This window comes from Paraburkholderia sp. ZP32-5 (assembly GCF_021390495.1).
In the GTDB taxonomy this organism is placed as follows: Bacteria; Pseudomonadota; Gammaproteobacteria; order Burkholderiales; family Burkholderiaceae; genus Paraburkholderia.
In genome coordinates, this window is sequence record NZ_JAJEJP010000001.1 from 3,183,096 (window position 1) to 3,205,803 (window position 22,708).

Annotated in this window: 17 protein-coding genes; 4 read left to right on the plus strand and 13 right to left on the minus strand. The window is 59.7% G+C overall.

Annotated features, from left to right (window positions below; translation table 11 throughout):
- The first annotated feature begins 229 nt into the window (after positions 1–229).
- Positions 230–1,159, plus strand: a complete 930-nt coding sequence (locus L0U82_RS13640; protein ID WP_233831663.1) for a LysR family transcriptional regulator — start codon at positions 230–232, stop codon at positions 1,157–1,159.
- Positions 1,160–1,243: 84 nt separating this feature from the next.
- Here the strand turns inward: L0U82_RS13640 and L0U82_RS13645 are convergent, their stop codons facing one another.
- Genes L0U82_RS13645 through L0U82_RS13670 form a run of 5 tightly spaced genes read right to left on the minus strand, consistent with a single transcriptional unit; the run spans position 1,244 to position 7,208 of the window.
- On the minus strand, positions 1,244–2,128 hold the full coding sequence (locus L0U82_RS13645) for an esterase family protein (RefSeq protein WP_233831664.1): 885 nt from the start codon (positions 2,126–2,128) through the stop codon (positions 1,244–1,246).
- A gap of 24 nt (positions 2,129–2,152) precedes the next feature.
- A complete protein-coding gene (locus L0U82_RS39855; RefSeq protein ID WP_326489724.1) occupies positions 2,153–3,844 on the minus strand; it encodes an ABC transporter ATP-binding protein in 1,692 nt (563 codons plus the stop codon).
- Positions 3,844–4,674: an ABC transporter permease gene (locus L0U82_RS13660; protein WP_233831665.1), complete on the minus strand. Its 831-nt coding sequence runs from the start codon at positions 4,672–4,674 to the stop codon at positions 3,844–3,846. Before L0U82_RS13660 ends, L0U82_RS39855 begins: the two co-directional genes overlap by 1 nt.
- Positions 4,675–4,680: 6 nt before the next feature.
- Entirely contained in the window at positions 4,681–5,622 is a 942-nt protein-coding gene (locus L0U82_RS13665) for an ABC transporter permease (RefSeq protein ID WP_233831666.1), read from the minus strand.
- An 8-nt stretch (positions 5,623–5,630) separates the two neighbouring features.
- Positions 5,631–7,208 (minus strand): ABC transporter substrate-binding protein, encoded by a 1,578-nt coding sequence (locus L0U82_RS13670; protein ID WP_233831667.1) that lies wholly within the window; start codon positions 7,206–7,208, stop codon positions 5,631–5,633.
- 282 nt (positions 7,209–7,490) lie between these two features.
- Between L0U82_RS13670 and L0U82_RS13675 the strand changes: the two genes are divergently transcribed.
- On the plus strand, positions 7,491–8,432 hold the full coding sequence (locus L0U82_RS13675) for a LysR family transcriptional regulator (RefSeq protein WP_233831668.1): 942 nt from the start codon (positions 7,491–7,493) through the stop codon (positions 8,430–8,432).
- Positions 8,433–8,754: 322 nt separating this feature from the next.
- The gene (locus tag L0U82_RS13680) at positions 8,755–10,404 is read left to right on the plus strand and encodes a serine hydrolase domain-containing protein (RefSeq protein ID WP_233831670.1); all 1,650 of its coding nucleotides are present in this window, start codon (positions 8,755–8,757) and stop codon (positions 10,402–10,404) included.
- A gap of 104 nt (positions 10,405–10,508) precedes the next feature.
- Here the strand turns inward: L0U82_RS13680 and L0U82_RS13685 are convergent, their stop codons facing one another.
- The 7 genes from L0U82_RS13685 to L0U82_RS13715 form a co-directional block, all read right to left on the minus strand.
- On the minus strand, positions 10,509–10,904 hold the full coding sequence (locus L0U82_RS13685; protein WP_233831672.1) for a c-type cytochrome: 396 nt from the start codon (positions 10,902–10,904) through the stop codon (positions 10,509–10,511).
- Complete coding sequence (locus L0U82_RS13690) at positions 10,882–12,840, minus strand: thiamine pyrophosphate-binding protein (protein WP_233831673.1); 1,959 nt, start codon at positions 12,838–12,840, stop codon at positions 10,882–10,884. The genes L0U82_RS13685 and L0U82_RS13690 overlap by 23 nt, the downstream gene beginning before the upstream one ends.
- A gap of 568 nt (positions 12,841–13,408) precedes the next feature.
- Positions 13,409–14,974 (minus strand): methyl-accepting chemotaxis protein, encoded by a 1,566-nt coding sequence (locus L0U82_RS13695; RefSeq protein WP_233831674.1) that lies wholly within the window; start codon positions 14,972–14,974, stop codon positions 13,409–13,411.
- A gap of 40 nt (positions 14,975–15,014) precedes the next feature.
- Complete coding sequence (locus L0U82_RS13700) at positions 15,015–17,381, minus strand: bifunctional diguanylate cyclase/phosphodiesterase (protein ID WP_233831675.1); 2,367 nt, start codon at positions 17,379–17,381, stop codon at positions 15,015–15,017.
- Between the two features lie 28 nt (positions 17,382–17,409).
- Positions 17,410–18,024 carry a methylamine utilization protein gene (locus tag L0U82_RS13705; RefSeq protein WP_233831676.1) on the minus strand — a complete coding sequence of 205 codons (615 nt, stop codon included), beginning with the start codon at positions 18,022–18,024 and terminating at the stop codon, positions 17,410–17,412.
- A gap of 427 nt (positions 18,025–18,451) precedes the next feature.
- The gene (locus tag L0U82_RS13710) at positions 18,452–19,438 is read right to left on the minus strand and encodes an aldo/keto reductase (RefSeq protein WP_233831677.1); all 987 of its coding nucleotides are present in this window, start codon (positions 19,436–19,438) and stop codon (positions 18,452–18,454) included.
- Positions 19,439–19,451: 13 nt separating this feature from the next.
- Entirely contained in the window at positions 19,452–20,225 is a 774-nt protein-coding gene (locus L0U82_RS13715) for an SDR family NAD(P)-dependent oxidoreductase (protein ID WP_233831678.1), read from the minus strand.
- A gap of 126 nt (positions 20,226–20,351) precedes the next feature.
- Between L0U82_RS13715 and L0U82_RS13720 the strand changes: the two genes are divergently transcribed.
- Positions 20,352–21,296, plus strand: a complete 945-nt coding sequence (locus tag L0U82_RS13720) for a LysR family transcriptional regulator (protein ID WP_233831679.1) — start codon at positions 20,352–20,354, stop codon at positions 21,294–21,296.
- A 36-nt stretch (positions 21,297–21,332) separates the two neighbouring features.
- On the opposite strand, the gene L0U82_RS13725 is transcribed toward L0U82_RS13720, so the two are convergent.
- Positions 21,333–22,460: an aminotransferase class V-fold PLP-dependent enzyme gene (locus tag L0U82_RS13725; protein ID WP_233831681.1), complete on the minus strand. Its 1,128-nt coding sequence runs from the start codon at positions 22,458–22,460 to the stop codon at positions 21,333–21,335.
- Between the last annotated feature and the right edge of the window lie 248 nt (positions 22,461–22,708).

The window sequence follows — 22,708 nt, forward strand, 5'->3', positions numbered from 1 at the left end:
CACCGGGTTTTTTTCCATTACTCTAACTGTCACAATGGCTGCAGCTCCAGCTACAGGCTTGCGGCAGCTTAATGTGCGCGTCCCGGCATGAATCCGTGGAAGCACTCCGCATTCCTCGAGCAAGCTTGCCGTTACTTGTTGAAGCAGGTCAAGCTCGCGACACATAATAGCGGCGTGCAAAGCAATAAACCGTCAACTGACTCATCCACTGAACCATTAGGGCAATGGTATGACCTTAAGCCAGCTAAGAGCCTTTTGTGCAGTAGTAGACCAGGGCAGTTTTCGGGCGGCTTCTCGATCGCTTGATATTGCTCAAAGCGCACTAACGCAGGCCATTCAAACCCTGGAGACGGAGCTTTCGGTACCTCTGCTAACGCGCTCATACGCCGGCATCAGCTTGACGCCATTTGGGAAAAAACTTTTAACGCGAGCCCATGCCATCATTCGTGAGTGTGAACAGATCGAACCGGACATGCGTGAAATCGACGGGGCGGAAGCAAATCAGATAGCACTTGGAGTGACGTCAGAGCCTTTAATTCAATTGCTCATGCCGGTACTCAATCGCTTTCGACAAGACAATCCTCACGTCAGTGTCAACATCACCAACAGTTCAGCACACTTGCTGACCGAACACATCCGCAGCGGTCGGCTTCACTTTGCATTATGTCCGCTGGTGCCAAACATTGCCGATCCCGGGCTCGACATCGCTCGCCTTTACCCTTCGTCGCCAGCTATCATCGCACGCGTCGGGCATCCGAAGGCCGGTGCGACCTCGATCACCGAACTCGCCGAATGCGAATGGGTGGGCCTCAGGCCCGAGGGGATTGCAGGATTTGCACCAAATCGACTTACTCAAATGTTTGCACAGCAAGGCCTCGGCGCACCAAAGATGGTTTTCATCGCCGAGACCCCACTGGAGAAGCTGTACCTGGTCTCCGAAACGGATTACCTGACAATGGACCCCGGTGTTCTAACTGACGCCAAACTCTTTTCAGGGGCACTTACTCGCATTCCCATTCGGGAAGCGTTTAATGCGCGTGACGTCTGCCTGGTTCGCCACAGTAATTCACCCTTACCTGCACCCGCTCAGGCTCTGTCGAATATGCTTGCATCCTTTGCTCGTCTGCGCCAGATCGTGTCCGGGCCGCTTCGAGTATGACAAACACGGATGTGACACCACCGTTGCTTCCGCCCGTATCCGAGAATCGATCCTGGTCGGACATCGGTGATGTCACTGCGGCGCTCATTCTGCTGCGCGTCTTTTGACCAGAATCTCCGCCAGAAAGTCCTGCACTCGCTTCAATACGCGCATCCGGTCATGCGACACGCCGGGCGCCAATTCGAAGCGTACCGAAATGCCCGCCGCCTCGAACGAAGCTTGCAATGCCTTCAGTCTTTCTGGCCGCGTTTTGCCTGCGTCATTCGCACCCTCCATATAGTAACGGCTGCCAGGTCGATGTGTGATCTCCCACGTTTCCAGATCCGCGCTGCCAACAACCATATGCACAGGTACGCGTGCCAGCGCGGCGGCGTCGAACTCTATGCCAAAGCGCGCTTTCAGATCCCGAACTCCAACCCACCAGTCCTTGTCCGGATCGAGCAGCGTTACCGAACCGGGCGCACCAATCGATACGGCCCATAGCTTCCCGGGATGAAGAATCGCATAGCGATGAGCGAAGTGACCGCCACCAGAGTAGCCGAACAACGCGTAAGTGTCCCAGTTCTGCCGGTACTTCGCAGCAACTTCGTCGACCATGGCCTGAAGGATCAGATCGTACCGAATATCGTTCTCGACCATATACTTATATCCGTTGCCGTTGCCGTCTCCTAGCACCCCGATCGGAAACAGCGGACACAGGACTGCACAACGGTTCCAGCGGCCAAACTCCGCGAAGCCGTTACGAAAATCAAGGAAAGAGTCGCGGCTCGAGCCATGCGTAGCAACCAGCAGATCTAAGGGCTCGCCGGTCGCGGCGACAGGCGGCACGTACATGGTGTAGCAAAAGCGTGGATCTGCGCGGCAACTGAAAATCGGCGTCAGGCCGAGTTCGTAGGCAGCTTTAGTGCGGGCCGCACTGTACGGCTCATCGCTGGAAATGATCGGTTTCGAAGTGGCTTTCTGGTTCATGGTCAGAATCATTCTGGGCTAGTACTAACTTGATTGGGCGATCGCAGGCCACGTGCGCGTGACGATCCTGAAGCCATCGTGGCGATTGCCGCGTAGTTCGGGTACCGCCTGCAACAGACGTCGCGTGTATTCGTGGCTGGGATTGTCGAAGACTTCATCTCGCGATCCCGTCTCCACCACCTGACCACGGAACATGACGCAGACGTTGTCGGCAATCTGCTCGACAACGCCAAGGTCATGGGAAATCAGCAGGCAGGCGAAACCGTATTTTTTTTGCAGGGAAACAAGCATTTCGAGAATTTGCTTCTGCACTGTTATATCGAGCGCTGATACGGGCTCGTCGGCTATGATCACTTCGGGGCGCGTCACCAGGGACCGCGCGATTGCCACTCGCTGGCGCTGGCCTCCGGAAAGCTGATGCACCAGGCGGGCGCCATGCGACTCAAGCCCGACGTCGTGAAGCGCTATGGCCACCCGTTCGGCCCGTCCACGCTGACTCAGCGATCGATCGAGCCGCAGGCCCTCTGCTATCAATGCATCCACCCGCATGCGCGGATCCAGTGATGAATAGGGATCCTGAAACACCATCTGAATGGAACGGCGCGCAATTCTGAGCCTGGTCGATTTTCCACTCAGATAGGGCTCTCCATTGAGCAGAATCTGGCCTTGGGCGATGGGTATCAACCCCAGAATAGCTTTGGCCAGGCTTGTCTTGCCGCTACCGGATTCGCCGACAATTGCCAGCGTCTCACCTTTGTGTATTTCGAACGAGGTGGGATACACGGCTCGAATCGCTTCGCGGCGGAACATCATGCCCGATACGTCGTAGTCGATGGCCACGTCCTGCACGCTGATAACGGGAACGCCAGGTGCATGTGAAGCTCGCGTGCCCGCCGGCAAGTCCGCGCGCCGGGGCATCGCATCAAGCAAATTGAGCGTGTACTCATGGGATGGCCGCGTCAACACCTTGGCCACTGGACCTGTTTCCACTATCTGGCCACGTCTCATCACCATAACCTGCTCAGTGTAGGCACCGACCAGCGCGAGGTTGTGGCTGATGAAAATCAGTGCGGTATTCTGCTCGCGGGTGAGTTCGAGCATCAGATCGAGCACTTCTTTTTGCACGATGCAGTCCAGCGCCGTGGTCGGCTCGTCGGCGATCAGGAGGCGCGGCTGTAACAGCATTACCGCGGCAAGCAGAAGCCGCTGACGCGTACCACCGGAGAATTCATGAGGATACCGTTTCAAACATCCGAATGGGTCACGTACCCGAACGCGCTCCAACATAGCCACCGCCGCCTCGATCGCACGCTCCCTGGGCATCTTGCGGCGACGGATCAATGCCTCGGTCAATTGTTCCCCGATGCGCATGGCGGGATTCAATGAGACCATCGGCTCCTGAAACACCATCCCGATATCGGTACCCCGTGTTTGTAGCCATTGCCCACGAGTCTGCTGCAGCAAATCGCGGCCATCGAACCGCACATTGCCAGTTGCAATACGGGCATTTTCGGGAAGCAAGCCCAGCAGAGCCCGACCTACCATGGTCTTGCCGCTGCCGGATTCGCCCACGACTGCCAAAGATTGGCCGGCATTCAGCTTAAAGCCGATTTGTTCGGTGACGTGCCTGATTTGTCCATGACCATTGCTGAAGCCGATCGTCAGGTCTTCGACATGCAGCAGCGGTGCATCGGCCGGTGGTTTGCTAGAGACCATTAACGGGGTCCTCTCATGCGGGGATCGAGCAAATCGCGAATCCCATCGCCCAGTAGATTGATGCCGAACAAAGCGAGCGAAATCATCGCTCCTGGGAACAGGACCAACCAGAGCGCATGGTCGATCGCGGTGCGGCCATCGGCCAGCATGCCGCCCCAGGTTGGTTCAGGCGCCGGCACGCCAAGGCCCAGAAAACTAAGCGCGCTCTCGGCCAGCAAAGCAGAGCCGAACAGCGAAGTGGAAAAGACCAGCAATGAGGCGAAGCAATGCGGCAGCACATGGCGCATCAACGTCCAGCAGCCGCTATTGCCCATGGTGATCGAGGCCGTGACGAAGTCCTTTTGCCTTAATGACAGTGTGGCGCCCCGAGCAATGCGACTCACCGAGGGCGTGTAAGCCAAGGCCAGTGCAACCACCACGCCCCATTTCGACGGCCCGAGCACTGTCATGATGCCGAGCGCCAGAAGCAACCCGGGAAACGCCATGAGCGAATCGATCAACACACAGGCCAGACGGTCACACCAACCCCCAACATAGCCGCAGACGGTGCCAATCAAGGCGCCTCCAATCAGCGCCGCCAGGACAGAACATGTGCTGACCGTCAAGCTGGCGCCGTCACCCGCCATGATGCGCGAGAGCACGTCACGGCCGAATTCATCGGTACCAAACCAGTGCTGCGCTGACGGTGCCGCATACCGTGCCTGCAAGTTCACGTCGAGTGGCCCATAAGGTGTGAAGAACAGACTGATCAAGGCAATCAGCAACAGCAGGCCGACAAGTACGCCGCCAATAATGAGGTTGACCCTTACAGGCTTACGGAATGTGGTCATGATGAGTCAGAGCTTGAGACGAGGATCGAAGATCGGGTACAGCAGATCGACGATCAGATTGACCAGAACGTAGAGCAGCGCAATCAGCAACATACAACCCTGAACCACCGGATAATCCCGGGCATAGATGCTTTCGATCAGTAGACGGCCCATGCCGGGGAGCGTAAACACCGTTTCGATCACCGCGCCGCCTGCCAGCAGATGTCCCAGTACAAGTCCGATCACCGTCAACGTCGAACCGAACGCGTTGGGTAACGCGTGGCGCAGCAGCACGCCTGCCTCGGTCAAACCCTTTGCCCGCGCGTGCGCGATATATTCGAGGCGCAGGACCTCGATGCCGCTCGCCCGCATCATGCGAGTGATGACGGCGATCTCTCCCAACGTGACGGCAATCACCGGCAGAATCAGGTATTTGAAGGAACCCCAGCCGGCCTGAGAAAACGATTGATAGCCGAAAGTCGGCAGCAAATGCCAGTGCACGCCAAATATCCAGATCAGCAGGATTCCAACCCAGAAGCTCGGGATGGAAACCAGAAAAATGCTGGCCATGACGATAGTCAGGTCGCTTCGACGATTCTGCGCCCAGGCTGCCAACATGCCTGCAGGAATGGCCACCAGACAGGCAACGAAGGTCGCCGCGAGTACGATTTTCGCGGTTACCGGAAAGGTTTCGCGAATCAAATCCAACACGGGCTGATGTCGCACGATGGACATACCAAAGTCCGCTTCAAGCAGATGCCGCACCCAGATGAAAAACTGCACCGGCATTGCCTGGTCCAGCCCGAATGTATGCCGCATCTGTTGCAACAACGCCGGATCGTTGACATCGCCGAGCATAATCACCGCTGGGTCACCGGGAATCGCGCGGATCATCGCGAACACCAGCACCGTGACCACGACCACCGTAGGAATTGCCAGAGCAAGGCGCTTGATAATGAAACGCAGCATAAATCGGCCTAATCCTTAGTCACGTTAAAGAACCTCTTCATCCCCAATGGCCAGGTACCCATACCGTGCACATGGCTGCTGACGAGCGTGACATCCGGCGTGTCGTTCAGAACGATCATGGGTACATCCGCGAGCATCATTGCGTGCAACTGCGCAAATACTTTGCTTCGCTGATTCTGGTCCGTTACGTTTTCGAGGCTTTCCAATAATGCAAGCGCCTTGGGGTTCTCCCATTGAACCATTGGATTCTCATCTTTCTTGCCGAGTACATCGCCATACATCAGCGACGGTTCAATTCGGGCCGAATAACCGAACGACATCAGTTGAAATTTTCCGGAGCGGTAATCGTTGATCTGCTTGGCCCATTCCACAACCCGAAGCTTGACCGTGATGCCTGCTTGCGCAAGCAGGGATTGCATATAAATTGCCGCAGTAAAAATATGCGGCGTGTTGTGGCTGGTTTCGAGCGTCAGCGGTTGTCCCTTGTAACCGACCTGAGCAAGCAGACGCTTGACCTCATCCATCCGCCGGGTATAGCCGACGGCATCCTCCGGCGTATGAAGCGCGTCGCCGTCCGGCGTCAGTGACGGGTTGTAAGGCGAGCGACCATCCGTCACGGCTTTGACCACACCAGGCAGATCAACCGCCAGGGCAATTGCGCGGCGCATGCGCACGTCCGCCAGCATGGGATCGCGTGTCTGCATCAGAATCGCGGCAGGATCAGCTCCCGGCCCCGTAAGCAGATGCCACGCCGGACTGGATGGCGGCAGATCGCTCATGGACACCTTGACCATGTCGATCTGTCCCGACAGCAGTGCGGAAAGCTGTGCCGCTTCATCCGGGATAACCACAAAGCGCACATCCGCTTCGGCGCGTTTTGCGCCGGCCATTCCGCTATACGGTTCAGAACGCGGCTTATATCCGGTAAACGGTTTAAGCACCACATATTGCCCCTTCTTCCAGTCGCCAAAAATGAAAGGGCCGGTGGCGACGGGAGCGAGCCAGTTGCCCGCACTGTCGACGCTGGAGGGACTCAATATGGCTAACGGACAGCGTCGCTCGACCATCCGGTTGAGAAACAGAGCGGATGGCCGGCTAAGATCGAACACCACGGTTTCGGCATCGGGTGTGGTGACCGACAGGACCTTGGGTCCGCTGCGCCCGTTGTAGTAGCCTCGGCATACAAATCCAGACTTCGATTTCATCAAATAGTCGTAACTCCATTTGACGTCCGCCGATGTCATTGGAGTGCCGTTCTGGAATAGAACGCCGTGCCTCAGGTGAAAAGTGTAGCGTTTGCCATCGGGAGAAATACTCCAGCTATCAGCCAGCATCGGACCGATTGATAGATCGCCCTTCAGAGCGACCAATGACTCGACTACATTCGCCAGAATTTCATCGGTATAGCCATTGCGTAGCACGTTGCCCGGCATCGATGTGGGCGTGTCGGTAGAAATGGCGAAGCGGATCTCGCCAGGCGACGAAACGGAGGTCGATAGCGTGTGCGGTGCGGGCGCCGCGGTCCATATTATTCCGCCCAGCAACGCCGCACCGAGGAGGCAGCCAGCCCAAACTTTTCTCTTCACTGCAGTTGCTCGCGGCGAGCCGAGTCAGGGAAACTGTGCAAGAAGCGTTCAGACACGCGGCAAGCTAACATCAGGTATTTCCTATCAAAGAGAACGAAAAGATGCCGTTGTTGTTGGGAGAAGAACAAGCACGGATCGTAGAGTTTAAAAATTGCGCCGGGAAGTCAGGTGAAATAGATCGAAAGCCGCTTTCCGGATCACTAGGGAAAACGTTAAGTTGAATGAATTTTTTTGAAGTTGTAACTCATTTCCACCTGCTTTCGGCGCGCCTACGCATTCCATATGACATTGACCCAACTCCGCGATTACTGTGTTGTAGTAGATCAGGGCAGCATCCGCGCGGCTGCGCAGGTGCTGAAGATAGGCCAGAGCACACTCACACGTGCCATTCAAAATCTGGAATCGGAGTTGGGCTCCGTGTTGTTGATTCGATCCCACCACGGCTTGACACTGACGCCGGCAGGCCAGATTTTTCTGACGCATGCACGTGCCCTAACGCACGGCTGGGAACGCGCGATTCAGGATGTAAAAAATCAGTCTGCCGAGCTGGAAGGCGAGGTAGCCGTCGGCGTAACCGTCGAACCTCTGGCGGAATTCGTTTTGCCCGTCTTTGAACTTTTCCGGTCACGGTACCCCAAGGTACTGGTTCGTGTCGCAAGCAGTCAGACAAACATGCTTGTTGAACGAGTACGGGGTGGCAGCCTGGACTTCGCGATTTGCTCGTTGCCCGTTCAAGCCAGTCAATTGGATTTGTCGATCGAGACGATGTATCCGTCTTCGGTCACTGTTATTGCCCGCAGAAACCATCCGCTCGAAAAGGCTGACTCGATTCGAGACCTGATCAATTGCGAGTGGGTGGTAACTCAGCCAGGCCAAATCGTCGGAGGGGGACCCAATCAGATCAACAGCATCTTCGCGACGCTGGGTATCGGTAAGCCTCGCATCGCCATGACCACCAGTTCATTGCTCGAGACCTTGCACATTGTGGCTGAATCCGATTGTCTCGCGGTTGCGCCCAGCGTGTTAGTCGGCCTGAAACTATTCTCCCGCTCTCTGGTACGGATTCCCATCGCGGAGACATTCGACATAAGAAACATCTGCCTCGTGAGCCGAAACGGTTCGGTTCAAACCGGGATCTCCCAGGAACTTATGCAAATGTTAACGTCCTACTCGCGGCTATATCGGCAATCGGGAGTCGGTATTAACAAGGTCACTTCTCCGTGAACCTGATTCTGAAGCGGTTGTATCGGGGCACTTCGGCGCATCTCAAGCAAATCTCCCAACGCGCAAGCGCCGCCTAGCCTGCCCACTGCACAGACGGCCCTGAACTGCCTCAAAGCCACACCGTATTCCAGATAACCAGCCGAATCGGTCGGTTGACGATCGGTGTGTGCAGCCCGGCTATTCTCCTTCGTGATCGCTTATTCAGATCGAACTGCACTGCAGCCGGATTCCATAAAAAAACATTCATAACGAGAATGCCGGACTCAGCTGGATTGCGCGAAAGCTTTGAGAAATTATGCGAAGGAAAAGGTATTGAGCGCCGATGATCGGCCATTCAGGCGCACCGTCCACGCCCGCAAAGCTCTCAACAACCCGCTACGGTCAACTTGCCCGGCGACACAGCCAAGACCTGCCTGGCGGCTTCGGCAAGCCGCAAACTGGCAGCCGTCATCGGCCCCATTCGAAACAGAATTCCGATCTTATGCCAAATCCGAACGCCCGTTACTCCTCAGCAACGAGGAAGCCGTCTGATGGGTTGCCGCGTGCCACCCCCTCATCGCTCGGCATCGACGCCGATCGCGTCATTACCTTTCTCGACGCAGTCGAAAACGCCGGGCTCGACGTGCATGGCTTTATGTTGTCCCGTAATGGGAAAGTGGCTGTCGAGGCCTTTCGTTGGCCCTACCGTGCCGACCGGCCGCGCATCATGCATTCGGCGACGAAAAGCTTTGCCGTCTGTGCCATTGGATTGGCACTTGATGAGGGGCGTCTGCGACTTGATGACCGCGTCTTATCCTTCTTCCCCGAATTACACGGGCAGCCAGTGTCGGACTGGATGGCACGCATGACGGTCGAGGACCTCCTGACCATGCGTATCGGCCATGAAAGCGAGACATCTGGAGCCGCCTGGCGTTTGCTCGACACCAGTTGGACGGCTGAATTTTTCAAGATTCCGCTGGTATGCGAACCGGGCACCGTTTTTATGTACACGAGTGCCGCGAGTTACGCGCTCTCGGCGATCCTGAGCCGTGTGACTGGCGAGACCATCCATGATTACCTGAAACCGCGCCTGTTTCAGCCGCTCGGTATCTCCGGCGAAACCTGGGACATCAGCCCGGATGGCGTGAATCCTGGCGGGAACGGATTGTCAGTCAAGCTCGTCGACCTGTTGAAGCTCGGCATTTTGCATGCGCAGGGAGGTATGTGGGAAGGACAGCGCGTGATGCAGCAATCCTGGATTGACCTGGCGACGCGGTCACACGTCGAGACGGGCGAGTATGGCTACCACTGGTGGACGCGCCCCAATGGCACCTATAGTGCAATCGGCAAATTCGTTCAGATGACCACGGTTCATCCAGCCCAAGGAATAGTTTTAGCAGTAATGGCTGCTATCGAGGAGAGCGAGTTGCTATTCCCGTTCATCGAGGAACATCTCTGGCCTGCTTGCGAGCCGATTCGATCACACTCAGACTCGACAAAGGCGGATGACCGGCTTGCTGAAAAACTCACCCGGTGGCAATCGGAGCAGGCTCCCGCAAGCTGGAAAATGCTCCTTAAAGCGGACGGCGCGGTTGCACTGGAGGAAACGCGATCCTACGTGATCGCCCCGAATCGACACGGGGTGGTCGGTGTTGAGTGGGTCTTCGCGTCGGACCGTTGTGAAATCACCCTGATAGACGATCTGGGGCGGCACAGCATCGCTGGAGGAGTCGGTCATTGGATCGAAGGCCGCACTAGTATGCCCGGACGCGATTTGCATCACGGCTACGAAATGCAGGATAGCCCCGTAGTTGCTCGGGCAGAACGGGTTGAGCCGACGGCTCTGAAGATGATCTGGATTTTCCCCGAGACAGCTTTTCGCGACACGGTAACAGCGTCTTTCGACGGTGCAAAGATGGTGTTGTCTCGTGAGGTAAATATTAATGGTGACGCGAGGCGGCACGACGATCTTTACGGAACGCTTCTGCGTTGAGAAAGCCGATGCGAATGCTTCCGGCCGGCAGCGTGTACTAGAAAAGCGGCGGGCGTCGTATGAGCGTCGCATCGCAACCGCTCACACAACACCCCGTTCGGACTTTACTTCCCCTCCTTCTGCAGCAGCTTGATGCTATCTGCCGCCGGCGGCTTCGGCAGTGAAGCCAGATACGCATGGATGTCGCTTAAATCCGCGTCACTGAGGATTTTTTCCGAGAACGGCGGCATCGCGCCGGACGGCGCCCGTACATAATTGGCAAACGCCACGTAGGGCAGAAGGCCGACCGCAATGGCCGGCCCGACGCCGCCCTGCCCGACCGTGCCATGGCACAGGTAGCAGCCATCTTTCAAAAAATGTTCGTGGCCGCGCGCAATGGCATCGGAGGACGTTTGCGCAAGCGCCGGTGTCAGCAACGCCCACGACGCGGCAAGCGCGAGAGAAACAGACTGTCTGAAAACGTTCATGGCGGCTCCCTTAACGCGGTTGCGTGACGACATCGATCAGCGCCGGATGGCCGCTCTTGACGACCGCCAGTGCACGGTCGATTGCCGGACCTAGCGCGGCGGGATCGGTGACCGGTCCTTCCGCCCACACGCCCATGCCCTTCGCGACGGTCGCGAAATCGACATAGGGCTTCTCGATCAGCGTGCCCATGCGCCAGGTCTCCGGGTTGCGATCGCGCCGTGCCGCCATTCGCTGGATGTGCATGGTTTCCTGATGCCACGCGCGGTTGTTGTGCATGATCGTCAGCAGCGGAATCTGGTGATGCGCGAGCGTCCACAAGATCGACGGCACCATCAGCAGATCGCCGTCCGGCTGAATGTTGACCGCGATGCGGCCGGTGCCCTTGCACGCGAGCGCCGCACCCGCCGCGGCCGGAAAGCCATAGCCGATGCCGTACCCGCCCGAGCCGCCCATGAACTGCTCGTACTCGGTGAAATCCCACAGCCGTTGAGGCCAATAGCTTTCGAATTGCGGCTGTGAAACCAGCGCCCATTTCTCGTGCCGGATGCGTGCCCAGATTTCCTGGCACAGCCGTGCGGTGCTGATCGGCGCGGCATCCCATCCCACCGCGGCGGCGTTGCGCGCTGTCTCGCGCATCTTCAGGTGCGCCGTTTGCATGGCCTCTTTGCGCGCGTCGAAACCGGCCGGTTGTCCGACGCGGCGAATCGCTTCGATCAGCGGTGGCACCGTCGCCTGCGCGTCACCGCCAATCGGCAGGTCAGCCGCGAGATAGCGCTGTATGTCGCCGTAGCTCGACTTCGAATACAGGTAGGCGTCGCTGATGCTGATCACCTTGGTGTCCTGCTGGATCAGCCGTTTCGCCGGGCGCCCAGGCGTATCGGAAACCGTATTCGTCAGGCCCCAAAGGTCGCCCACGCCGATCGCGAGTATCACGTCCGCCTCGCCGATCAATGCCCTGCGCCGCGCGGTGTGGTTCAGGTAATGCGTGGTCGGGAAATTCATGCGCCCATACAGATCGATGACCGGTGCGTTCAACGACTCGGCAAGTTGCGTCAGTTGCACGACGCCGTCCTGTGAATGCACCGCGCGGTCGACCACGATCACGGGATGCTGCGCGGCGACCAGCCATTGCGCCGCTTGCGCCAGCGCTGCCGCATCGCCTACCGGCGGCGCGACATCGACCCGTTTGGGGATGCGCAGCGGCTGCGCGGTTTCGATCGGGTTCTCCTGCAGTTCGCCATCGGTGACGATCAGCACCGGCTCGCGCGGCGCGGTCATCGCTACCATCCGCGCGCGCATGAAGCTTTCCGCATACTGCTGCAGCGACGCGGGGGCATCGTCCCACTTGACGTAGTCGCGCACGATCGAGCCTTCATCGACCGCGGTGTGGATCCAGTCGACCCCAGGCAAACGCTTTGCCGCATCCGCCGTATTGCCCGCCAGCACGACGACCGGCACGCGGTCACACCACGCGTTGTAGATCGCCATCGACGCATGCTGCAGACCGACCACGCCGTGCACCATGCTCGCCATCGGCTTGCCGGCCATCTTGGCGTAGCCGTGCGCCATCCCGACCGCCCCTTCCTCGTGGCAGCAGACGATGATTTCCGGCGCCTTGTTGCCGCCATAGTTGATGATCGATTCCTGCAGGCCGCGCAGTGCCGACGAGGTCATCATCGATACGTACTCGATGCCCGCGCTGCGCAACACATCGACCATGAAGTCCGAACCCGGATTGCGCACGTGCCCTTTCGGAACCTCATCGGCATGCGTACCCATGGTTTCGGAGGCAATCGTTCGCGACGACGGCTCCATTGGCGCGGCAGCCGCCGCCTCCCCCTCGCCCGGTGTACCGACAATCGTAGCGGCGTTAGCAGCCCCCGCTACGCCCGCGGCACCCGCAGCCAATGCGCCTTTGAGAAAACCTCGCCGGCTGGGACCACCCACTTGCGTTTTCTTTCTGTCCATTGTTTTCACTCGTTGAGGCAAAACGATCAGGATCACGCGCGCGCCGCGCACATGCGGCGCCAGGCGCGACGTTCAGAACAATTGATTGATGCCGAAAGAGATGCCCGTCCGACCAGGATCGGTGGATGGGTTCAGGGTCACGTTGGTGATCTCACCAGTCGACGAACGCCGAAATGGGCATGAGCCTCGGGTAGCGCGACGGACGGAAACCGGGCGGTCTCGCCGTGTTATGTCCGCGCAGATGTCCTGCGATGCATACACGCTGCTGTCTCCATGCTTTCTATTTTTTCCTTGCAATCAGCCTGCTTTTCATCGGCTCTGCCGATACGCTGATGCACTGTCGCCGCGAGTATAAGACGTAATACAATTATATTGCAATACGCCAAATATCCTGATATTTGGGCAGCGACGGCGGAGTGACACGCTGGATGGATCGCACGATGGGACGGCATCGTGCGCAGCGAAGAAGAAAAAGAAGAAGGGACGAGGCGCGCGAGCGAACCAGCCTGGCACCTCGCATCCGTCGAAGTCATCAAGACTCGCCGGATGCAACATCAACCGATGTTTCTCAGGATGCGCGTTCAGCCGCGTAGTCGATCCTGAACACCGAAACCGCGCCGCCCAGTTTCTCGACCTGTTCGTCGAGCGAGCGCGCCGCGGCCGCCGCCTGTTCAACCAGCGCGGCATTCTGCTGCGTGACGGCGTCGATCTGGGTAATCGCGAGGTTGACTTCGTCGATGCCAACGCCCTGTGCATCGGATGCCGTGGCAATGTCGTCCACGATGGTTGCGACGCGGCGAATCGCGAGCCGCACTGCTTCGGTCGCGCGCCCGGCCTCTTCGGCCTGTTGCGAACCCGAGCGGATGGTCGTCACCGAGCTGTCGATCAATTGCTTGATTTCGCGTGCCGCGCCCGCCGAGCGTTGCGCGAGATTACGCACCTCCGCGGCGACGACGCTGAAACCTCGCCCCTGTTCGCCGGCGCGCGCGGCCTCCACGGCCGCGTTCAGCGACAGCAGATTGGTCTGAAACGCGATGCCGTCGATCAGCGACGTGATCTCGGCGATACGCGCCGAATTGGCCGCGATATCGTTCATCGTGCCCACCAGCCGCTCGACCGCCATCGAGCCCTCGTCGGACATTTGTGTCGTGCTGCCCGCCAGCGTTTTCGCCGTGTGCGCGTCGGTCACGTTGCGGCGCACGGTTTCGGTCAGCTCCGTGATACTGCTCGTCGTTTGCTGCAACGAAGCGGCCTGCTGTTCCGTCCGCGAGGACAGTTCGAGATTGCCCGCCGCGATCTGCCTTGATGCCACACCCACCGTGTCGCTCGATACGCGTACGTCGGACACCACCGTCATCATCCGCTCGAGCAGGTGATTGATGGCGACCGCGGTCTGACCGATCTCGTCCTTGCTGTCCACCCGGACTCGCAGCGCGAGGTCGAGCGAGCGGCTCACGGTTTCGAGCGTATCGCGCAGCCGTCCCAGCCCCAGACTCACGACCCGATACAGTCGCGTACCGAGCCACCCGGTGGCCAGCAGCGCGGCACCGACCGCCCCCAGCATCAGCACCAGCGCAAGCTTATAGGCCGCGGTGTTCTCGTTACGCACCGCGTTCACGCTGCCGATCACTGCGTCCAGGTGCGCATGGAGCGCGTTGTTCAGATCGAGCGCGGTATTGTGGACGGCGCCGCCATCGTGAAGCATCGTCAGTGCGCCGTCGCGGTCGCCGCTGTGAATACGCTGGAAAAAAATCGTGCGCTGGTTGCGGTATGCCGTCATCAGCGCCCGGTCTGTGTCGAGCATCTGGCGGTCGTGCTCGCTGATCAGATCGTGCGTCTCATAGTCGGCCATGGCCGCATCGAATGCGCGATCGGCTTCGCTGACTTCGTGTTCGCTGGCCGCGCGACTCGTATCGTCGACGCCATCGACTACGTAACGATAAACGGCGAAGCGCATCGCGGCCGTTTCATCGAGAGCACGCGAGATTTCCCGAAGCCCGGGAATGGTATGTGTTTCCAGATCTTCGACGCGCTGGTAGGAAGCATGCAACTGATACAGCCCATAGCCGCCTACCACGACGAGTGCCCATAGCGTGACCCCGAGGGTCACGACAAGACGGCGAACGATAGTCATCTCGAACCTCTTTACGTTAATGCCGCGTGTCCACTGCACGTCACGCGATCGAAGCGAGCTTCTCGGTCCAACGCGCGAGCCATGCGGTGATTTCATCAGCAGCGACCGGGCGACCGATGTAGTAGCCCTGAGCCGTATCGCAACCGAGCGCGCGCAGCTTTTCGAGCGTCGCCTCGTCCTCGACGCCTTCGGCCGCCACCAGCAGCCCCATGTTGTGACCGAGTGCAATGGTCGAACGCACGATGAATTCGTCATCCGCATCGCTCGCCATGCCGATGACGAATGAGCGGTCGATTTTCAGTTCGGTCACGGGCATCCGCTTCAGGTACGACAGCGACGAATAGCCCGTTCCGAAATCGTCGATCGACATACGGATACCGAGCGCCCGTAACCGCTCCAGGGTCGTCAGCGCATGGGCCTGGTCGTCCATCAGCGCGCTTTCCGTGATCTCGATCCACAGTTGACGCGGCTCGACGCCGTGCTCTTTCAGCAGTGCCGCAATCCAGTCGGGCGCGGTGCGATCGGTCAGATCGCGAGCGGAAAAGTTGATCGATACGTTGACATCGAGCCCTTGTGCCCGCCAGCGGGCGCATTGCTCCACGGCCTCCCTCGCGATCCACCGCGAGATCGAGCGGATAAAGCCGGTCTGCTCGGCGAACGGAATGAAATCGCCAGGCGGTACGAGACCCCGTTCCGGATGCCGCCAGCGCACCAGCGCCTCCAGATGCGCCATGCTGTTGTCAGCAAGATGAATTTTGGGCTGGTAGTAAAGCAGCAGTTCGTTGTTCTCGATTGCACGCCGCAGTTCGCTCATCAGCGACAGGCGTTCGAGGTCGCGGCGCTCCGAACCGTGGTCGTAGATCGCCATGCCGGTATTGGCCTGCTTGGCCGAATACATCGCGACGTCGGCGCGGCGCAGCAGTGTATGCATGTCGGTGCCATCGACGGGAAAGCACGCGATGCCGACGCTGGCGCCGACATCCACGGGCTGACCCTCGATCAGCATCGGCGCTTCGAGCGCCTTGAGCAGTGTGCCGGCGCAGCGCTGCGCCGCATCGAGTCCGCTGCCCGGCAGCAGGATCGCGAATTCGTCGCCGCCGAGCCGGGCCACGGTGCCGGGCGCATTGGCCAGACTATCGGCCAGACTGCCGGCGAGACTATCGGCGAGCCGTTTGCCGACGCCGTGCAACAGGCTGTCGCCAACATGATGCCCGAGCGTTTCGTTCACATCCTTGAAGCGGTCGAGATCCATCAGCAGCACCGCAAAAGGCTGGCTGTTCCGCGCTGCTCGATCGATTTCGCGCTGCAGCCATTCGTTGAACGACACGCGGTTCGGCAGTCCCGTTAGCTGGTCCATATAGGCCAACTCGGTGATACGGGCCTCGCGCTCCGCGATATCGTCACGCATAGTTCGGAACGCCGCCGCAAGCCCACTCGTCTCATCGTTGCTATGAATCTCGATCGACGCACGATAATCACCGCGCCCGACCCGCTCGGCGAAACGCGTCAATTCGCCCAAAGGCCGCGTGACGCTTCGCGCGGTCAGCGTCGCGCCGACGATCGAAATCGCGATGCCGCACAGCGTGAGCAGCAGCAACGTCGAGCGCAATTCACGGAATGGCGCGGAGGCATCGGCCAGCGACTTCTGCAGGACGGCCGCCACCGGCGCCTGCCCATTAGCGAGCCAGATGATGCGCGAGCCGTAGCCGTCGATACCCAGCTCCGCGCGGCCAGGGGTGACGTCAGCGGCCGCCGCTGCCAGCGCCGCGCGGTCCGCGGGCGCGAGTGAACTTGCAAATACCGTCCAGCGGGCATCGGCGCCGTGCACCATGAACGAGATGTCGAGCCCGGCGACGCCGTGCATATCGCGCGCAAACATGTCGTTGATGGCAAAACCCATCACCATCCAGGCGACCGTCAGCGGTGTCTTCACGGGCACGCTGACCAGTTCGTACGGCCGCCCGTCGAGTATGCCGATCAATGACGTCACACCGTGCCGCTGCCCGCCGATGATCGACGGGTAAGGAAATGGCTGGCCGACGGCCGCGACCGATGGCGAGCTCGCGACGACGCGGCCGTCGAGCCCGACCAGCATCGAGATATCGGCGCCGAGGCGCTCGCGCTGGTTCTGCAGCGCGGAGTGCACGGTCGTGTCGTCATGCAGCGCGACCGCCTCACGAAAGCCGAAATCCGCGGCGGCGATCGAGGCTGCCTGCGCGAGCCTGTCCGCCTCCGATTGCAGCGCATTATGGAAAACGCGATCGCCGACGGCGAGCTGCTCGTTGACCTGGTTGCGCGCGGCCGAACTGAACGCATGGACCGTGGCGATCTCTACCGCCGCCTGGACGATCAGAATCATCAATACAAACACCAGCGCTATTTTCGAGCGCAGACTGCGAAGTCGCACAAACGGCTCCTTTTGATGACGGGGCGCGTTAGCGCGGGTCCAATTGCAAAGAGAAGGTCACCGGCATTGCCGCGGGTGTCTGGATCGTCTGCTCGCTGCGTGCGTCCAGATCGTGTTGGCGGTAATTCCACGCAAGAACGCGATAACTCCCGCGCGGCAGATCGGGCAGTGTCGCGGTGCCGTCATGACCGGTCTTCGCGAAGTACGGCGTGTCGACCACCAGCAGATAGGCAATCATCGTGTCGTGAATATTGCAGCCGATCACTTCCACACCGGTCTTGTCGAACACGACCGGATGCGAAGCGCCGCGATAGATTTTCAATTCGAAGCGCTGCGGGTCGGAAAACGAATACACGTCGTGACCGATGTCGTCGTGGTTGGGAAAATCAACCGACGCACCTTTCTGCACGACCGTGACGAGCGGCATGAACATCTTGTTCTTCTGCATGATCATCGCCGGCGCGGGCCGCGTATGCGGTAGCCGGCCGTCGATCGGTACCGCATAGACGACCGCATCCTCGATCGGTGCACCATTCTGGTCACGTACCTGGGCTTTGAACGCGAGGACGTGGGTCGAGCTTAGTGCAACGGTGAGCGCTGCCGCGAAGTGGGCAACTCGCTGCCCTTGGGGAAATGTAAACATATTCCTGCAACATTAATTGACTCTGTTTTCTCGAGCTGGCTGCGCAATTTCCGCAGTCGGCCTTCGCCGGTGTTAACGGTTCAATCGATCGAATATTCAGATTTTTCTTCGATTGAATTGAGCAGACGCGCCGATAGGGGATTCGCCGGAAACGGAATCGGCGATATTGAGTCAAGACGATGCAGGGGTGGGGGGAAACGATGGATGGTGCGAATCCTTTCTTTTGGATTCGGGTAAAGGCGCGCGGCCGGTTGCGAGGCGCGGGGCGGGGCGGCGAGGTGCAGTGCGGTGCGGGTGATATCGCTCGCTCGATGGCGAGCGATGTTCTTGAAGTTGGTGCGGAGGCGATCGTGACACGTGCTGTGTTATTGCACCTGATCAATGGTCGCGCCTGCATAGACAGGCGCGACGCTCTAGCCTTCAAATATCACCACTGATGATGCACAAACGGCGCGATCGTCTCCAGATACAACGCGCGCAACGTAGCCATCGCGTCGTCCGTCAACGCCGGCACATCACTCGCCGCGCAATTGGCCTTCGCCTGTTCCGCGTTTTTAGCGCCGGGAATCACGGTCGTCACGCCACGATTCATCAGGATCCAACGCAGCGCGAATTGCGCCATCGTGACGCCTTGCGGAACCAGTGGGCGAATTCGCTCGACCGCCGCGAGCGCCACGTCATAAGGCACACCGGCAAACGTCTCGCCTTTGTCGAACGCCTGGCCTTCGCGATTGAAATGGCGATGATCGTCGGCCGCGAAACCGGTGCTGGCCGTCATCTTCCCGGTCAGCAGGCCGGATGCGAGCGGCACGCGGACGATAACCGCAATCCCTCTGTCCTGTGCCTCGCGCATGAAAAGATCCGCGGGCCGCTGCCGGAAAATGTTGTAGATGATCTGCACGGACTTTACGCCGGGATACTCGATCGCCTTCAGACCTTCCTCGACCTTCTCCACCGAAACGCCGTATTGGCGGATCTTCCCCGAGGCAACCATCGCGTCCATCGCCTCGAACACTTCAGGCCGGTAAAACACCTCGGTGGGCGGGCAATGCAGTTGCACGAGATCGAGACAATCGGTGTCGAGGTTCTGCAGCGATCGATCGACGAACGCGTTCAGATTCGCCGCGTTATAACCCTGCGCCAGATGCGGATCGAGCCGGCGTCCCGCCTTGGTGGCGACGAACGGCCGCGCGCCGCCGCGCTCCTTCAGTACCGCCGCGATGATGCGCTCGGAACGCCCGTCACCGTAGACATCGGCGGTATCGATAAACGTCGTGCCGTTGTCCAGCGCCGCATGCAACGCGGCCTTCGCGTCGCTTTCCGACACGTCGCCCCACGAGCCGCCGATCGCCCATGCGCCGAAGCCGATCTCGGAAACGGTCTGTCCTGTCTGTCCAAATGGTCGTTGCTTCACTTTCTTTCCTCTCTTATGGCATCAGTTGTCCGCCGTTCACCTCGATGATCTGACCGGTGATGTATCCGGACATCGCCGGGGACGCCAGAAACAGGAATGCGCCGACGCATTCCTCGGGCGAACCCGCTCTCCCCATCGGTATCGACGTGGTTTGCGATGCCCAGATCGCGGGCGAAGTGTATTTGTCGTGAAACGGCGTCTGGATCAGTCCGGGCGCCACCGCGTTGACGCGAATGCCGTCGCCGACGAATTCCTTCGCCTGGCCGCGCGTCAAGCTGCTGACGAAGCTCTTCGTGGCCGCGTAGAGCACCGCGCCGGCGCCGCCGCCCGTGCGCGCCGCGACCGACGACGTATTGATGATGTAGCCGCCGGCTTTTTTCAGAAACGGATAGGCCGCCAACGTCGCGTCCCATACCGAACGGGCGTTGAGGTTCACGACCTGATCGAAATGATCGTCCGGCATCTCGGTCGTTTTGATCCGCCCCAACATGCCGCCGGCGTTGTTGATCAGACCATCGAGCCCACCGAGCAATTCGGCGGCCTCCTGCACGACGCGCGATGCGCCGCCAGGTTCGCTCATGTCGCCACGAACGAGGCTGATCTGCTGTGGCGCTTCGGCGCGCAGTGCCTGAGCTTGCGCTTCGCTGTGGTTGTAATGCGCGACGACCTGCGCGCCCTGGGCGGCAAACGCGCGCACGACCGCCGCGCCGATTCCCGTCGATCCGCCGGTGACCAGAACCTTCGTGCCGTTCAGGTCGCCGATTCGCATGTGCTCGAAAGTTGCCATCACATTCCTCCGCCAAAGATCCGCTTGCAGGCTCGCGAGACGCGCGCCACCGTACCATCCGCCGGATGGAATGATGGCACGGAGTACAATGAAATGAATTCACTGACTTGCTGAATCACATTCATCTTGGCAAAAACGGAACGAGTCGACTTCGCGGACCTGAAGTCGTTTCTGACGATCGTGCGGTGCCGCAGTTTCCGGCTCGCCGCGATCGAACTGGGGCAGACGCCATCGGCGGTCAGCCATGCGATGCGCCGGCTGGAAGAGCGTCTTGGCGCAAGACTATTGAACAGGACGAGCCGGGCCGTATCGGCCACCGCTGTCGGCCGCGAATTAGCCGCGCGCCTCGAAGACGGCTTCAATCAGATCGGCGCGGCGCTCGAAACACTCGAAGCGCCTGGCGCCGCGGGGCTCGGCGAGATCCGGCTCAACGTGTTTGCCGATGCGGCACATCTGCTGGTGACGCCGGCGCTCCCGGAATTCGCGCGCCGGTGCCCGGACGTACGGCTGACGGTCGTCGTCGAAGATCGCCCTATCGACATCGTGGCCGAAGGCTACGATGCAGGCATCCGATATGGTCACTACGTGCCGGAAGATATGATCGCCGTGCCGCTCAGCGGCCCGCAGCGATGGGTGATGGCGGCTTCGCCCGGCTACATCGAGCAGCACGGCGCGCCTCGACGTCTCGACGATCTCGCGAAGCACACCTGCCTGCAGCTTCTGCTTGGCGACAATTCGAGCTATCGATGGGAATTGAACGACGGTGGAGTGGCATGCCGTCTGCGAGTGCCCGGCCTGCTGACGATCAACGATACGGCGACCACCATCGGTGCATGCAAGGCGGGGCTGGGTATCGCGTACATCCTGGAGGCCCGCATCGCCGACGAACTGGCGCGCGGTGAACTGCAGATCGTGCTGAAGAAAAATGCTTACGCCGAGGATCCGTTTCACCTCTACTACAGCAGTCGCCGTTACAACCATCCTGCTCTGCGCACGTTGATCAACATCATTCGCGAGCAGCAGTCCCTGCCACCGCTCGCCGCCGAAAAGCAGGCGAACCGCAGGCGGTAGTCGAGCGGCGCCGCCCGTTCTACCGCCACACCAAATTCAGAGAATGCGGTCCAATGCGTTCGAGAATCGGGCGACCGCGCCATCGATGTCATGCAGTTTGTCCAGCCCGAACAAGCCGATGCGGAAGGTCTTGAAATCTTCGGGCTCATCGCATTGCAACGGCACGCCAGCGGCGACCTGCAAGCCCACCTCGGCGAACTTCTTGCCGGACCGTATGCCGTCATCGTCCGAGTAGCTGACCACCACGCCCGGTGCCTGAAAACCTTCGGCCGCCACGCTTCTGAAGCCTTTGGCAACCAGCAGCGCGCGAATGCGCTTGCCGAGTTCGAGCTGCTCCGCTTGCACCTTGTCGAAGCCGTAGGCCTCGGTTTCCTTGATCACATCGCGCAGCGTCGCGAGGCTGTCGGTAGGCATCGTCGCGTGGTATGCGAAGCCGCCGCTCTCGTAGGCTTCCATGATCTGCAGCCATTTGCGAAGGTCGCACGAGAAGCTGGTGCTGGTCGTTGCGTCGATTCGTTCGCGCGCGAGACCGTTGAGCATCACGAGCGCGCAGCACGGTGACGCACTCCACCCCTTTTGCGGCGCACTGATCAGGATATCGACGCCGGTCTTCTGCATGTCGACCCACACCGTGCCGGACGCAATGCAATCCAGTACGAACATGCCGCCGACCGCATGCACGGCGTCGGCCACCGCGCGCAGATAGTTATCGGGCAGCATCATGCCTGACGCGGTTTCGACGTGCGGCGCAAATACCAGATCGGGCTTGTTCTGCTTGATCGCGGCGACCACTTCTTCGATCGGCGCCGGTGCAAAGGCGGCCTGCCTGCCCGCTTCGACCGGGCGTGCCTTCAATACGATCGAGTCGGACGGAATGCCGCCCATATCGAATATTTGCGACCAGCGGAAACTGAACCAGCCATTGCGGATAACCAGACACTTCCTGTTCGTCGCGAACTGCCGTGCAACGGCTTCCATGCCGAAGGTCCCGCTGCCCGGAACCACGATGGCCGACTGCGCGTTATAGACCTTTTTCAGCGCTGCGGAAATATCGCGCATGACGCCCTGAAAAAGCTGCGACATATGATTGATCGAGCGGTCGGTGTAGACCACTGAATATTCGAGGAGCCCCTCGCGATCGACATCGGGAAGTAAGCCTGGCACAGTCGCCTCCGGTAAGGATGAACAATGCGGGAGGCTTTCGCGATTTCATATCGGTGCCAATATGCAAATCCGCCCTTCCTCCGCGAAAGCAGATTCTAACGAAAGGCGACAGCAGTCGCATATTGCCGTTCTGTTGTGCGCAGCAGCAATTCTCGCGTCGTCGAAGTGCGTGAAGCGTGAGCGAAGCAAGCGTGTGCCTATGTTTGCGATTGTTTTGCGATTGCGGTTTGCAGCGGGTGTTGTTCCGC

Bases quoted from the DNA above. Each gene is read 5' to 3' on its own strand.
- L0U82_RS13640 (WP_233831663.1), top strand. From the start codon at position 230: ATGACCTTAAGCCAGCTAAGAGCCTTTTGTGCAGTAGTAGACCAGGGC.
- L0U82_RS13645 (WP_233831664.1), bottom strand. From the start codon at position 2,128: ATGAACCAGAAAGCCACTTCGAAACCGATCATTTCCAGCGATGAGCCG.
- L0U82_RS39855 (WP_326489724.1), bottom strand. From the start codon at position 3,844: ATGGTCTCTAGCAAACCACCGGCCGATGCACCGCTGCTGCATGTCGAA.
- L0U82_RS13660 (WP_233831665.1), bottom strand. From the start codon at position 4,674: ATGACCACATTCCGTAAGCCTGTAAGGGTCAACCTCATTATTGGCGGC.
- L0U82_RS13665 (WP_233831666.1), bottom strand. From the start codon at position 5,622: ATGCTGCGTTTCATTATCAAGCGCCTTGCTCTGGCAATTCCTACGGTG.
- L0U82_RS13675 (WP_233831668.1), top strand. From the start codon at position 7,491: ATGACATTGACCCAACTCCGCGATTACTGTGTTGTAGTAGATCAGGGC.
- L0U82_RS13680 (WP_233831670.1), top strand. From the start codon at position 8,755: ATGATCGGCCATTCAGGCGCACCGTCCACGCCCGCAAAGCTCTCAACA.
- L0U82_RS13685 (WP_233831672.1), bottom strand. From the start codon at position 10,904: ATGTCGTCACGCAACCGCGTTAAGGGAGCCGCCATGAACGTTTTCAGA.
- L0U82_RS13690 (WP_233831673.1), bottom strand. From the start codon at position 12,840: ATGGACAGAAAGAAAACGCAAGTGGGTGGTCCCAGCCGGCGAGGTTTT.
- L0U82_RS13695 (WP_233831674.1), bottom strand. From the start codon at position 14,974: ATGACTATCGTTCGCCGTCTTGTCGTGACCCTCGGGGTCACGCTATGG.
- L0U82_RS13705 (WP_233831676.1), bottom strand. From the start codon at position 18,024: ATGTTTACATTTCCCCAAGGGCAGCGAGTTGCCCACTTCGCGGCAGCG.
- L0U82_RS13715 (WP_233831678.1), bottom strand. From the start codon at position 20,225: ATGGCAACTTTCGAGCACATGCGAATCGGCGACCTGAACGGCACGAAG.